The sequence below is a fragment of the Natronorubrum bangense genome (assembly GCF_004799645.1).
In the GTDB taxonomy this organism is placed as follows: domain Archaea; phylum Halobacteriota; class Halobacteria; order Halobacteriales; family Natrialbaceae; genus Natronorubrum; species Natronorubrum bangense.
The window spans coordinates 2,954,320-2,966,689 of the sequence record NZ_CP031305.1; the positions used below are offsets into that span (position 1 = coordinate 2,954,320).

At 61.5% G+C, this 12,370-nt stretch carries 12 protein-coding genes; 4 read left to right on the top strand and 8 right to left on the bottom strand.

What is annotated here, in order from left to right:
• Positions 1 to 64: 64 nt before the first annotated feature.
• The 3 genes from DV706_RS14755 to dph2 form a co-directional block, all read right to left on the bottom strand.
• The gene (locus tag DV706_RS14755) at positions 65 to 898 is read right to left on the bottom strand and encodes an MBL fold metallo-hydrolase (protein WP_006067558.1); all 834 of its coding nucleotides are present in this window, start codon (positions 896 to 898) and stop codon (positions 65 to 67) included.
• 77 nt (positions 899 to 975) lie between these two features.
• A complete protein-coding gene (locus tag DV706_RS14760) occupies positions 976 to 1,695 on the bottom strand; it encodes a DUF7344 domain-containing protein (RefSeq protein WP_006067559.1) in 720 nt (239 codons plus the stop codon).
• A gap of 334 nt (positions 1,696 to 2,029) precedes the next feature.
• On the bottom strand, positions 2,030 to 3,079 hold the full coding sequence (gene dph2, locus DV706_RS14765) for a diphthamide biosynthesis enzyme Dph2 (protein WP_006067560.1): 1,050 nt from the start codon (positions 3,077 to 3,079) through the stop codon (positions 2,030 to 2,032).
• A gap of 253 nt (positions 3,080 to 3,332) precedes the next feature.
• Here dph2 and DV706_RS14770 point away from each other — a divergent pair, with 253 nt between their 5' ends.
• Positions 3,333 to 4,238, top strand: a complete 906-nt coding sequence (locus DV706_RS14770) for a DUF7139 domain-containing protein (protein ID WP_006067561.1) — start codon at positions 3,333 to 3,335, stop codon at positions 4,236 to 4,238.
• Between the two features lie 98 nt (positions 4,239 to 4,336).
• A complete protein-coding gene (locus DV706_RS14775) occupies positions 4,337 to 5,368 on the top strand; it encodes a disk-shape morphogenesis protein volactin (RefSeq protein WP_049889962.1) in 1,032 nt (343 codons plus the stop codon).
• 60 nt (positions 5,369 to 5,428) lie between these two features.
• Here the strand turns inward: DV706_RS14775 and DV706_RS14780 are convergent, their stop codons facing one another.
• Positions 5,429 to 5,626 carry a zf-TFIIB domain-containing protein gene (locus tag DV706_RS14780; RefSeq protein ID WP_006067563.1) on the bottom strand — a complete coding sequence of 66 codons (198 nt, stop codon included), beginning with the start codon at positions 5,624 to 5,626 and terminating at the stop codon, positions 5,429 to 5,431.
• Between the two features lie 136 nt (positions 5,627 to 5,762).
• Between DV706_RS14780 and DV706_RS14785 the strand changes: the two genes are divergently transcribed.
• Entirely contained in the window at positions 5,763 to 6,395 is a 633-nt protein-coding gene (locus tag DV706_RS14785; protein ID WP_006067564.1) for an METTL5 family protein, read from the top strand.
• A gap of 77 nt (positions 6,396 to 6,472) precedes the next feature.
• Here the strand turns inward: DV706_RS14785 and DV706_RS14790 are convergent, their stop codons facing one another.
• The 4 genes from DV706_RS14790 to DV706_RS14805 all read right to left on the bottom strand — a co-directional run bounded on the left by DV706_RS14790 (position 6,473) and on the right by DV706_RS14805 (position 11,822).
• Positions 6,473 to 7,720: an ABC transporter permease gene (locus DV706_RS14790; RefSeq protein ID WP_006067565.1), complete on the bottom strand. Its 1,248-nt coding sequence runs from the start codon at positions 7,718 to 7,720 to the stop codon at positions 6,473 to 6,475.
• On the bottom strand, positions 7,717 to 8,994 hold the full coding sequence (locus DV706_RS14795) for an ABC transporter permease (RefSeq protein WP_049889963.1): 1,278 nt from the start codon (positions 8,992 to 8,994) through the stop codon (positions 7,717 to 7,719). Before DV706_RS14795 ends, DV706_RS14790 begins: the two co-directional genes overlap by 4 nt.
• Positions 8,984 to 9,748 carry an ABC transporter ATP-binding protein gene (locus DV706_RS14800; protein ID WP_049889970.1) on the bottom strand — a complete coding sequence of 255 codons (765 nt, stop codon included), beginning with the start codon at positions 9,746 to 9,748 and terminating at the stop codon, positions 8,984 to 8,986. Before DV706_RS14800 ends, DV706_RS14795 begins: the two co-directional genes overlap by 11 nt.
• A gap of 310 nt (positions 9,749 to 10,058) precedes the next feature.
• Positions 10,059 to 11,822, bottom strand: coding sequence for a rhomboid family intramembrane serine protease (locus DV706_RS14805; RefSeq protein WP_136350909.1), 1,764 nt, complete (start codon positions 11,820 to 11,822; stop codon positions 10,059 to 10,061).
• Positions 11,823 to 11,993: 171 nt separating this feature from the next.
• Between DV706_RS14805 and DV706_RS14810 the strand changes: the two genes are divergently transcribed.
• Positions 11,994 to 12,278, top strand: coding sequence for a DNA-directed RNA polymerase subunit L (locus DV706_RS14810; protein ID WP_006067569.1), 285 nt, complete (start codon positions 11,994 to 11,996; stop codon positions 12,276 to 12,278).
• Positions 12,279 to 12,370 lie beyond the last annotated feature (92 nt).

Here is a 12,370-nt window from a genome sequence, read left to right on the forward strand (position 1 = left end):
AACGTTACCACACCATTACTATAAATTGTGCGGACAATCCCACAATCAAGTTATTCGCCGACCGCTACAGGTCGACTCGATCGCCGATCTCGACAAGCTCCAGTCGCTGTGGCGACGTGAAGCTCTTTGCATGGTGATGAAGCGCTTTCGGGTCTGCCGTGAGCCCGCGCCACATATCCCAGTGGCTCGGTAGCACTCGCTCGAGTTGCAGGGCGGATGCGGCCTCGACGAGCTGGTTTTCGTCGTTGTACCAGCGGGTTCGTTTCGGCTCTCGCGTCTGTTTGTCGGGAATCTGGCCGACGGTGCCGAAGGCGAGCACGCCGAGATCGATGTCGTACGTTTCGCCGATGCGTTCGAACTCGTCGGTCGGCTTCGTATCGCCGCCGTGGAAGAACGTCCCGGCGTCGTGTTCGAAGACGTAGCTAACCGGATGGGTTGCGTCGGGGTCGTTGGCCACCTCGACGTGGACGGTGAACTCGCCGATGTCGACGGTGTCGCCTTCGCTCACTTCGGCAAACTGGTCGGCCTCGAGGTCCCACTCGTCTTCCCACGCTTCTTCTTCACGAGCGACGGTGAGGCTGTCGTCGGGTGCATAGAAGGTTGCGCCTGTCGACTCGAGGATCGGTGCCTGACTTGGGCCGTGGACGTGATCCGTGTGTTCGTGGGTCGCGAGGACGGCGTCGGCCTCGGCGACATCTTCGGGATCGAACGGCACGGGGATCATCCGGACGGTTCGTGGCGGATCGCCCAGCCCGAGGTAGGGATCGATGTAGATCGTCGTCCCGTCGGAGCCTTTGAGAACGAAGCCGTTACAGCCGAGATACCAGACGGCGACGCCGTCGGGGTCTGCATCTTCGACGTCGCGAACGAGCCAGTCTCCCCAGTCGCTTTCGATCATATGCGAGGGTGGGAGGAGCGAGTGGGTAAGTGTTATTGTATCCGTTGTCGCGCTATGTGAACGATTACGGGCTGGCGTTACCGTTCGGTACCCGATCGGGCGAGTTCTGGAATCGGCTTCGGTGACCGACCACGGGCGTCTGCGTGTGTGCCGTGTTCGGGTGGTTTCTCGAGCCAGCCGGTATGCAGTACGGGGTGACCCTCATACGAGACGCGACGTGAAGCGGTGTCGTAGCCGATGAGCCCAGCGTCGTGCAAGTGAGGGAGATGAACGTGTGTCAGCGCCGGTCGGACCTGTTCGGTCCGGTCCGTCTCACTGGCTGCAACCTCACTGGCAAGCGTTTCAACCGAAATCGGTTGCTTTCGATCCTCGAGGACGGTGATCGCCGTTCGACGTCTGGCGTCGGCGAGTGCCTCGAACAACGCGTCGAGATCAGTTCCGTAGTCGGTTGTTTGCCCGGCGATCACGCCCATGAGTTCGGCGTCGTCGAATGCCCAGTGGTCAGTCGCTACGATTCGGTCATCGGTCTCCGTTATCAGGCCAGCGTCGGCCAGCACAGGGAGCAGCCGGTGGTGACAGTCGACGAGCGCACGTTTGCGGTCGTCGTCGGTCACCGTGTCGGTGCCGTCGTCAGCGGTTCTCGAGACGAGTTCGGCAGCGAGTTCCGCTTTCGTGACCCCAGTCGGCGACTGCTCGTGGGCGATCTGGAGGACCTCGCGCCGGGTCTCGTCTGCGAGCGCGCTAAAGAGCCCATCTCGAGCGTGTCTCAGTCGTCCGGAGCCGTCTGGGTTACTCATTGACTACTGTTCTATTCTATCCGGGCAAAAGAACTCGCCCAAACCAGTTTGGAATCAGTAGCTGATTACTGATCAGCGACTGAATGTCTGGGATTGAGTCGTATTTTATTGTCGTAACTAGTCTCGAATTTCCGTACCAACTGGAGATTTTCAATTTTAAAGGATAGTCACCTGCCCAGTAGTCTCTGCTCGAGAACCAGTCGTGAGTTGCCGATAGGAACAACTGAAACGGATCACACACGTACTGCTGTGTGCGGTAGCGGCCAGTGACTGTGAGACTATATCGGTCGCTGAACAGCCACGATATCCGCACCGGGGATCACGTTCGGTGGCGCTACCAGGTGCCGTGGAACGTATCGAACGAGAGACTATCGAGGGGTTCGTCGCCGACGGCGATTCGGTACTCGCCGGGGGTGAGCATCGGTTTGTGGAACTGCGGGCCGTCGTCGGTCGTGATGCGCGGACAGCCGGTGTTGACGAACGCGTCCATGTCGAAGTTCCGGAGTCGGTCGGGGGTGACTTCGTCCATCGTGATCAGATAGGCGTTGTCGTTGTCGTCGATGATCTCCTGGGCCTGTTCCCAGCGGCCCTGTCCGATCTTGGTACAGAAGATAACACCCCATTTCTCGGCGTCCATCGCCCGGTGGACCGCGCCGTAGCGCTGTTTCAGGAACTTTTCCGTGTCAGCGACGGTGACGACGTTATTGACCGGGTCTGCGATGACGACGTGTTTGTCCGGATGCTCCATCGCCAGCCCGAGTGGGTGGAACTTTCCGCCGCCGACGTAGAGCACCTGATCTGCGGGTACGTCTGCACTCGCGTAATTGCAGCCAAGCACCTGCCCCTCGTGAGTCAGTCGCTCGTCGCCACGGCGGCTGTGGACCTCATAGCCTCGTTCTTCCAGGAACTCGCGCATCTCCTCGTAGCGGTTCATGTGCTGGGCTGTGGTGACGAGGCCGACTCCTTCGGTTTCCTCGGGCGACTCGAGCGTCTCGAGTGCCTCTTCCATGATCGGCTGGACCTCGACGTTCGAGAACAGCGGCACGTAGATGACTTTGTCCGTGTTCTTCATCGGCGAGTGGCCGAAGTGGACGAACACGTCGGTGCGTTTCATCAGATAGGTGTCCAGATCACAGGCACCGTAACACGGCTGCCCCGAGAGCATAAACGTCACGTCGTCGCCGGCCAGCGTCCGCAGGTCGTCGGCGACGGCTGGGCCCCGTCGTTTCAACCCTTCGGGGAACTGCAGCCCGACCTTTGTGGCGTCTCGCTCCTCGATCGCCTCGACGATCTGCTCGAGTTCGTAGTCCCATTCGCGATCGTGTTTGAGACGCATTCCGGTGTTCCGGAGGTCTCCCTCGGTGTACTCCGACTCCTGACTCATTAACCGTCCTAACGGCCACGAACGTATAACAGCGGCGCTTCGCCAGTTTCGACGAATCGGTGTGACTCGGCGGGCCACCAGTGGCCATTTTCGCCCTCGCTCGTGGGTCGGCCGTCAGCGGACGCCGACCATGGACGCGTGGATCTGGGTCACACAACGGCAACTCGAGTGTGTTGGCGTTCAGTCAGGTCTGTTTCGTAGACAGTCACAATTGTCCCAACAGTCATAGTACTGGAGTCTAAACGAGGGGCTAATGTCAGCGGAACAGCCTGCAGACGGGTATCTCTTCGACCTCTACCGTCGATACATCGGCGAACCAGAAGACCGGACTGACGTCTACGTCGGGTTTGGTCTGTTCCTCGGCGGGATCGGCCTCGCGATCGTCGCGCTGGTGCTCTTTCTCTGGAGTAGCACGTTCGAGGCCCGCAGCGTTGCCCACGTGACGTGGGCCGAGCCGGCGTATGCGATCGTCATGGTCGCGTTGCCGCTGTTGATGCTCGGAATTGTGGTCCTGTTGCCGTCGGAGCGGCGGGTGCTGTACGCGTCGATCGCCGGCGTCGTCGTCACAATCGCAGCCGTCGCCGGGTTCTTGTACGCCTATCCCGACGACTGGAACGGCTACGGGAACGATTACACGGCAGAAGTCGTCGCGGTGTACGCCGTGGGACTCGCCGGAATCACTGCCTCGACCGGTGCGGCACTGATCGCTCACTACCTCGATATGGCCCGTGCCGTCACCCAGATCGACGACGACAGTGAGGACGATGAAGACGACGAGCCCGATTTCGACGTCCAGCAGGATATCGACGACGCGATGGAGGACGTCGAACTCTCCTGGGGTGGCGTCGAGAAAACCGAACACAAACGACTCAGTTTCTCCGAAAACGAGTTCGACGACGTCTCAGTCAACACTGACGGCGCGGCGAAGACGACCCGCTCGACCGGCGTCGACGCACAGGTCGCCGGCCTCAAGGGATTGAAAGGCGGCGAGACGAAACAGACAACCTCGCAATCGACGGTCGACGATCAGACGGCAAAGCTCAAAGAACTCCGTGAACAACAGCGCATCGACGAGTTAGCGACAGCGGATGACGACAGCTCATCAACGCCGATCTCGGGCCTGCTCGAGCGGCTCCGCGATCTCGTTAGCCGAAAGTAATCCCGTTCGCAGACGATTAAAATAGTCCGTTCCGTCATTAGTTTTGAGATGTGGGTATTCCACATAGATTTATAATCCGTCGGTTGCCTTGCCCAACTATGGCCAAAGGCCTAGACGTTGGGACGATGAACATCCTGTCTGCACAACAGGATGGCAACGACACGGTTTTCGTGCAACAGCGCAACTCCTTCGTAGAGATCGAGTACTCGGATATGGCCGAGCAGATGCTCTCGCGAAGCGAAGTACTTCACATTCGCAAGGATGATAAGGTGTACGTCGTCGGTGACGACGCACTCAACTTTGCGAACATTTTCAACAAGGAAACCCGCCGCCCGATGAAACACGGGATCCTCTCGAACGACGAGAAGAGCGCGATTCCGATGATGAAACTCATCATCGAACAGGTCGTCGGCGAACCTGCCTATCCGGACGAGAAGCTCTACTTCTCCTCCCCTGCAGATCCGATCGATTCGGATCTCTCGACGTTGTATCACCAGAAGACGATCGAGTCGTTCCTCAACGACATGGGATACGACGCCGAACCGATCAATGAAGGGATGTCCGTCATCTACAGCGAACTCGCGGACAACAACTTCACTGGACTCGGCATCAGCTTCGGTGCCGGGATGACGAACGTCTGTCTGTCCTACTACGCAGTGCCCGTCATGAAGTTCTCCGTCGCCCGCGGTGGCGACTGGGTCGACGAACAGGCCGCCCGTGCGACGGGGACACCAGTCGACAAGGTGACCTCGATCAAAGAAGACGACTTCGAACTCGACTTTACGACCGACGTCGGCGGCGTCGAAGGGGCGCTCTCGATTTACTACGAGAACCTGCTCGACTACGTCATCGACAAGATCGTTCAGGAAGTCGACGAGGAAGACGTCGAGGAAGGTCTCGACGTGCCCGTTGTCGTCACCGGCGGCACCTCGAGTCCAAGCGGCTTCGAGGCGCTGTTCCGTGACCATCTCAGTGATGCGAACATTCCGTTCTCGATCAGCGGCGTCTCCCACGCCAACGAGCCACTCTACAGCGTGGCACGCGGTGGCCTCGTCGCTGCCCGATCCGACGAGGACGTCGACCACGACAGCGACGACGAAGAAGTCGAAGCGGCCGCTGCAAACGAGTAAGCTCGAGAGATTCTCCGTGGACGTCCACTGCGACGTTCGCGGTTTAATATACTGCAGCCTTCAGTGCTCAGTGGCGTCTTCACGAACGGTGTTGTCCTCGTAAAACCGGTTGAACGCGTCCCGCCAGGATTCGGGCTCGTCGTTCTCACTAACGTGATCGACGGGAACGTCCGCGAACGAACAGTGTGGACACGTCACTGTCGAGACGTCACCCAGCGAGAGTTCCTCGAGCGAGCCCTGACACCGTGGACACTCCATACCCATCTGTTAGACGGACTCTTCTTAACTCTATTCGAACTTGTCATGTCCACAGAACACCGCGGTTGACGGACAGCCGCGAGCGTGAGACGTGAACCCAACGGAGCTATGACACTCGAGGCAAAACCCCGTCACAATGGCCGGACCGTCGCGACGAACCCTCGCTCGAGCGCTCGAAACGCTCGCGGACTTTGCTGACCCAACTGCGGCGCTCGAGCAGTATCTCACGCCGCCGGAGATCGCTGCGCATATCTGTCATCAGGCGCGCCTGCAGGACGACCTCGAGGGCTGGGTCGTCGATCTCGGCACCGGAACGGGGATGCTCGCGATCGCAGCCTCGCTTGCAGGCGCCAGGCAAGTGATCGGCCTCGACATCGATCCCGACGCACTCGCTGTGGCCCGACAGAACGCTGCACGGATCGATGAGGCGGGCAAACACGGTTGTCTCGAGTGGCTCCGTGGTGATGCCACCCGACCACCGCTCTCGCTGACTGACGCGACTGTCGTCTCGAACCCGCCGTTTGGCGCACAGCGTGGCAATCGCCACGCCGACCGCGAGTTTCTCGAGACGACGCGTTCGATCGCAAACGTCTCCTATACGATTCACAACGAGGGGAGTCAGGAATTCGTCGAGTCGTTCGCCGCCGACGAAGGCGGCGAGGTGACACACGCATTTCGGGCCGAGTTTCCGATCGCGAGACGGTTCGAGTTCCACACCGAAGCCGAGGAGACGCTCGAGGCGGAAGTGTTCCGGATCGAGTGGGAGTAAGATCGTCGACGTTTCCGATCTGCCGGCGTATCCACACGCCGACCGCAGGCACGTAATGGACGGCTCACGGGCGCTGGTTACCCCTCGAGGTGTTCGATGCGCGCGTACCGACTGGCCCGCCAGCCGGTGACGACGGCGACGACCGTCCCGACGACGATCGCCAGCGCCAGGCCGACACCGTAGACCTCGAGTGGCGTCTGCAAGAGTGCCTCAAACCCGATGACCGACGCGGCGAGGTAGTTGAGCGCCATCGCGAGGATGGGTGTCGCTGCAAGCCCCACGACCCCACCAATGAGGCCGATAACGAGTCCCTGGACGCCGATCGTTCCTGCGAGGACCCATCTGGAGAGCCCGATCGCTCGAAGTGCAGCGAGTTCGTCCCGTTGCTGGTAGGCCACGAGGGCAAACAGATTGACTGTCAGCACGATGCCACCGACGAGAGCGAGGCCGACCAGCGTCGCCCCGCTGGCGAGCACGAGCGGCTGCTCTTCGAACATCGCACTGACCTGCTCGTCGCTGGTACGGACGTCGTAGGCCGCATACTCGTCGTCGAGATCGTCTCCGACGGCGTCTCGATCGGCACCGTCTTCGACACTTGCAGTGATGAACGTCGCTCGGTCTGTTCCGGTGGTTCCAGCGACGGCCTGGAGGTCAGTCAGCGGGACGGCTTCTGCGTCTGACCCGAGATACTGTGAGTAGTACGCAGCGATCCCGACGACGGTGAACTCGTGGTCGCGTGCTGTCTCACGACTGGTCCCGAGATAGACCGTGTCACCGACCGAGACGTCGAGTGTCTCGGCCGTGTTGGGATCGAGGACGATCTCCTCGTGTGTCGGATCGGCGGCACGTTCACTCTCGAGATGGTCGCCTTCCGAGACGTTCAGCTCGGTTTCGAACCCGCCGCCGGACTCGAAGTCAAACTCGTCGTGAGTTTCGTGGACACCGACCGCTGACGTCCGCTCGAGGTCGTCGCCGTCGGTCCCGATGTAGACGTCGTGCGTCGCAATCGGCGAGGCGGAGCTGACGTCATCGCGCTCGGCGATGTCCGCCGAGACACCGTGCGAGCCGACGATCGGGTTCGCCGTTCCGCTGGCGGAGGGATCGATCGGATCGCTCGAGATCCAGATATCTCGGTTGGCGTTTTCGAGGCCGTCTTCACCCGTCTCGACGACGCCGACACCGAGGCTGGCGAGTAATGTCACTGAGAGTACGGCGAGTGTCACAGCCATGATAGTGAGTGCGGTCCGACCGGGGGTTCGCCGGAGCTGTGCGGAGGCGAGGCCGACGACGGCTCGCGCTCGGACCGCGGCTCGCCGCAGACTCATCGCCCCACCTCCTCGAGGACGGACGTGCGAGCAGCGACCGCGAGTGGGTAGGGGACGGCGACGAGTCCTGAAATGAGTGCGACGACGATGGCGTAGGGAACGAACACCGGGTGGACTTGCGCGACGGCCCCCGGGGCGACGGTCGCGCTGGCAGCCATGTTGACGGCATGGATGCCGCCCACCCCGAGGACGATTCCCAGTAGCGCCCCACACAGCGTCGTGATGAGCGTCGACACCGCGATGATTACGAGCCGACTGTGTGTGGGGTAGCCGACCGACTCGAGGACGGCGAGGGTCCGGCGATCCTCGTTGACGGTCATCCCCGCGGTCGTTGCGACGAACGATGCACAGATCGCCACGCCGACGACCAGCGCAAGCAGGCTCGTCGCGAACGCTAGCCCGTCACCGAACAGTGAAGACGGGTCGGTCCCGCCGACGGTTTCGACTGCAGCGTCGGGGTACGTCTCGTCGGCAGCCGCCGTCGCTGCGTCGGACTCACCCCAGACCAGTGTGTGGTCGGCGAGCTGGCCGTCGTCAGCGCCAGCGATCGTCTGCAGTTCGCTCAGGTGAACGAGTGCGATCGGCGTCGAATCCTCGTCATCGCCGCTCGTTTCGACGGTGGTTGCAGTAAACGACGGTGCTGGTCGCTCGTCTGAACGGTGTGGCCCCGTGACCGTGAGATTCGAATCTGTGTCGGCCTCGAGGCGCTCGCCAGCAGCTTCAGAGAGCACGATCGCGTCCTCTCGCGGGCCGTCGTAGGAGCCGTTCGCGTAGTGGGGATCGCCTGACTCGAGTGTCTCCGTCGAGAGCCCGCCGATGGTCCGTGGTTCCTCGTCGGGGACGACGCCGACGAGCAGGACGGTCTGTGGCTCGCCGTCTGCTGACTCGAGTTGGACCGGTTCGACGAGAACCGGTGATGCGTGCTCAACGCCGTCTTGTTCGCGGATCGTTTCTGCGCGCTCGTTCGTCGCTCCGAGCCGTGGTCCTTCGACGCCATCGACAGCCGACAGCGTCGCACTCTCTTCGGGGGTGATCCGGATGTCGGCATCGTCGTCGGTAACCGCACCGCCGTCGGCAAGCCCCAGCGCGACGCCTGTGACGACCACCAGTAGTGCGATCGTCAACGCGACGGCACCGACCGTTGCGACGAGCCGTCTAGACCGCGTCTGTGCCAGTCGTTTCCACAGTCTGACGATCGAGATACCGATGAGTCCATGCCAGCGAGTTCGGCGTGATCCGGTCGAATCCGCGTCGAACGCGTCGTCACGTACCATCTGTGACCACCCGTCCATCGCGTAATCCGACCACGCGGTCGGCGACTGACAGCGTCGCCTCGTCGTGTGAGGCAACCAGGACGGCCCGGTTGCGGCCGATGTCGGTCAGCAGTTCGAGCACATCCGCGCCGGTTGCCGTGTCGAGTTCGCCCGTCGGTTCGTCGGCAACGATAACGTCCGGATCAGTCACGAGCGCCCGCGCGATTGCAACTCGCTGACGTTCGCCACCGCTGAGTTCGCCCGGCAGATGGCCCGTCCGATCAGCGAGCCCGACCTTCTCGAGCAACGTCTCGGCGCGCTCGCGTCGTGTCGCCCTTGGAACGCCCGCCTGAACGAGGGGTAACGCGACGTTCGCTCGTGCCGACAGCGACGGCAGGAGATGAAACCGCTGGAAGACGATACCGATATGCTGTCGTCGCAGCCGCGTTCGCTCCCGATCCGAGAGGGCGGTAAGATCGGTCCCCAGCAGTTCGACAGCGCCCTCAGTCGGGACCAACAGCCCGGTGACCGTGTGCAAAATCGTCGACTTGCCACTGCCGCTTGGGCCTTTGAGGCCAACGATATCGCCCTGTTGTACCTCGATGGAGACGTCCCGAAGTGCCATCACCGTCCGGTCGCCATCCGATCGAGTACGGCCACCACTCGAGCCGTACTCGTGGCTGACGGCCTCGAGGCGAACGGCTGGTGTCGACGCGATATCGGCAGTTAGCTGGCCATCCGTGCCGGTCGCCCGCTCCAGTGTGTGGTTGCTCATCTGTCCGAAAGTCAACTCGCTCGAATCGATGCCACAGCCGGACATTGTTTCTCTCCGGCTTCCCACAGCAAGGACGGGGTTAACTCCGTGTCCAGTGTGCAACGAACTGGTTTGCAGCCACTACTGTACTCGAGCCACGACCGTCTGCTATGCAAACGTGTTTGGGACCGATAACCGACGACGACAGCGCTGAAACGTACACGTACTAGCGACTGTCTGTTCTTCAAATGTGTTTGTCGCCGCCGTCACGAACACACCGACTCCGGAGAGCCAGTTGGATGGATTCCGGGCGAACGGCCTTAGCAACCGCTCAGTTGTACGTTTCCTTGCTCGCAACGGCGATCCGGGTCCCGTTCGAACTCGCATAGATCGTCTCGTCGTCGCGGTCGAACGTGAGCCCACCAGCTGTCGCCGACGCACCGTCCTCGGGGATCGCCGTCGTCTCGACGGTCTCGGTCTCGAGCGATTCGACCTCGAGATCGAACGCACCGTTCTCGGCTGTGAGTGTTACGGTCCGATTATCGATACGGACGTCGGCGCGTGAACTGTTGGATTCGTGGGCGAGTTGTGGTTCGTCGCCGTCAGCCCAGAGTTCGACCTGATACACCGTGTCGTTGCCGACCGGCTCCCAGCCCGTTCGCTCGACGTGGACCGTCTCGCGCCAACCGGGGCCGCCGACGACGACCGACTCGTTGCCGGTAAAGGAGAGACGCTGGGCTGGGACGGCTTCCAACCAGAGCTGTCGCTGCTCGCTGGCGACGATCACACCGCTCGATTCGATCGAGACGGCATCCTCGAGTGGCCCCACTCTAATCGGTGCCGTAAGCTCGTTCTCAGCACTCTCGGCGTACTGGATCGTGTAATCCTCGATCTCGACGGCGGCGTCTGAGGAGGCGGTCGCATCGTCGAGCACGAACAGGTTGAGCGGGATCGCCATCCCGGCGAGGATCGCGAGCACGAGGAGGACGATCACGGATGCAGTCCGTCGTGGATCGACGTTCCACAGCCAGGTCGATCCACGCGATCGTGCCCCTGTGGCGAGTTCGCTGATCCGCTCGAGTCGCGGTGGCGTGGCCCGATCGCCGTCGGCACGAGCGATCTCGAGCGATCGATCGAGAGGCGACTCTGGACGCTTCCGGCTTCCGCGAGCGAGGATGCGCTCGAGCCGTTGTGGAACGATGAGGCTCTGAGGGGCCGCAACCGCGAGTGTAACCACGAGTGCGAGTGTAGTGACGATGAGGACGCCGGGGCCCTGAAAGAGGATGTACGTGTTCTCGCTGCCGAACCAGTAGAGTTGCCACAGCCCCTGTGCGAACCCGTACAGCAAGATCGCAAGCCAGAGTCTGAACGGATCGGGTCGGAGCCCACGCTTTCGCAGCAGGGCGATCCCGAGCACGAGGCCGATAAAGAAGCCGAGTGCGTGGCCCTGGATAGCGATTCCGGCCCACGATGGGGCCGACGGTGGGCTCGACTCAGCGACGTAGACGCCGATCGGATTCTGTAGTGCCCGATACAGCGTCAGGAGGACGCCCTGAACACCGAGGACGCCGACGATAGTGACGATCGGGTAGTGGACGAGCGCGAAGGCGGCGAAAGCAAAGACGACGCCAGAAAAGCCAATAACGGGGCCGAGTGCGAACAGGCTCGTCAGAATCGTAATCCCGACGACGGCAAGCGGGAAGATCACCAGCGCTCGCACCCATGGATTCGTGTACCACGAGTCTGTTGTGTGCTCGTCTCGCCCGTTTGGGTAGTGACCCCAGGCGTACTCCGCGATGGGGGCGACGACGATGGCACCGGAGAGGTTTCCAATGAGATGGCTTGGTCCGGCGTGGGAAAGCGACGCCGTCAGCATTCCCAGCGGATAGAAGTACGAATACGCACGGTAGGGGATCGTCACCGGGTCGTCGAACGCCGTGATCCCATCCTGGACAAACAGATAGACTCCACAGACGAAGCCGATCACGAGCACCGAGCCCCACGGGATACCCAGTACGAGTCGCGAGCGAGCGACAGCGCCCCACTGCCGATCGGGCTGATGAAGCCGTCTGATGACCACGACGGAGACGAGCATCGTCGCCACCGTAAGAAGGGGAGGAACACTCCCAGGAGGGCCGCAGTCGAGAACATAGTCTGTGGTTCGAGCGCGAGTGTATATGGATTTACATCCTTCTGTTTTCACTCGCCAACCGCATCGCTCGACTGAAAGGAAAGGTACAAGCGGCCGACGGACGGAAAAGGGAGTATGGAACTGCGGGTCACCGAGAGCAGCGAGAACGAACTCTCAATCGAAATCACCGGCGAGGATCACACCTTCATGAACGTCCTCAAAGGCACACTGCTCGAGCACGACGATGTCAACGCCGCCACCTACGACGTCAATCCTGAACAGTCGGGTGGCCAGACGGAACCGATCCTGACGATCAAAACCGAATCCGGCGTCGACCCACTCGAGGCACTCGAGGATGCGGCAGTCGACGTTCGCGAGAAGGCCACCTCGTTCCGGGACGCGTTCGAAGCAGCTGCATAACCACGACACAGACTCGAACCGAGACCCGACCGATTTTCTCTCGTTTCTCGACTCGGACTCGAGTGTCGAGTTCAGTTGGCTCTCGTCAGCGA

Coding starts and splice junctions, on each gene's coding strand:
- DV706_RS14755 (WP_006067558.1), bottom strand. CDS start 898: ATGATCGAAAGCGACTGGGGAGACTGGCTCGTTCGCGACGTCGAAGAT.
- DV706_RS14760 (WP_006067559.1), bottom strand. CDS start 1,695: ATGAGTAACCCAGACGGCTCCGGACGACTGAGACACGCTCGAGATGGG.
- dph2 (WP_006067560.1), bottom strand. CDS start 3,079: ATGAGTCAGGAGTCGGAGTACACCGAGGGAGACCTCCGGAACACCGGA.
- DV706_RS14770 (WP_006067561.1), top strand. CDS start 3,333: ATGTCAGCGGAACAGCCTGCAGACGGGTATCTCTTCGACCTCTACCGT.
- DV706_RS14775 (WP_049889962.1), top strand. CDS start 4,337: ATGGCCAAAGGCCTAGACGTTGGGACGATGAACATCCTGTCTGCACAA.
- DV706_RS14780 (WP_006067563.1), bottom strand. CDS start 5,626: ATGGAGTGTCCACGGTGTCAGGGCTCGCTCGAGGAACTCTCGCTGGGT.
- DV706_RS14785 (WP_006067564.1), top strand. CDS start 5,763: ATGGCCGGACCGTCGCGACGAACCCTCGCTCGAGCGCTCGAAACGCTC.
- DV706_RS14790 (WP_006067565.1), bottom strand. CDS start 7,720: ATGAGTCTGCGGCGAGCCGCGGTCCGAGCGCGAGCCGTCGTCGGCCTC.
- DV706_RS14795 (WP_049889963.1), bottom strand. CDS start 8,994: ATGGTACGTGACGACGCGTTCGACGCGGATTCGACCGGATCACGCCGA.
- DV706_RS14800 (WP_049889970.1), bottom strand. CDS start 9,748: ATGAGCAACCACACACTGGAGCGGGCGACCGGCACGGATGGCCAGCTA.
- DV706_RS14805 (WP_136350909.1), bottom strand. CDS start 11,822: ATGCTCGTCTCCGTCGTGGTCATCAGACGGCTTCATCAGCCCGATCGG.
- DV706_RS14810 (WP_006067569.1), top strand. CDS start 11,994: ATGGAACTGCGGGTCACCGAGAGCAGCGAGAACGAACTCTCAATCGAA.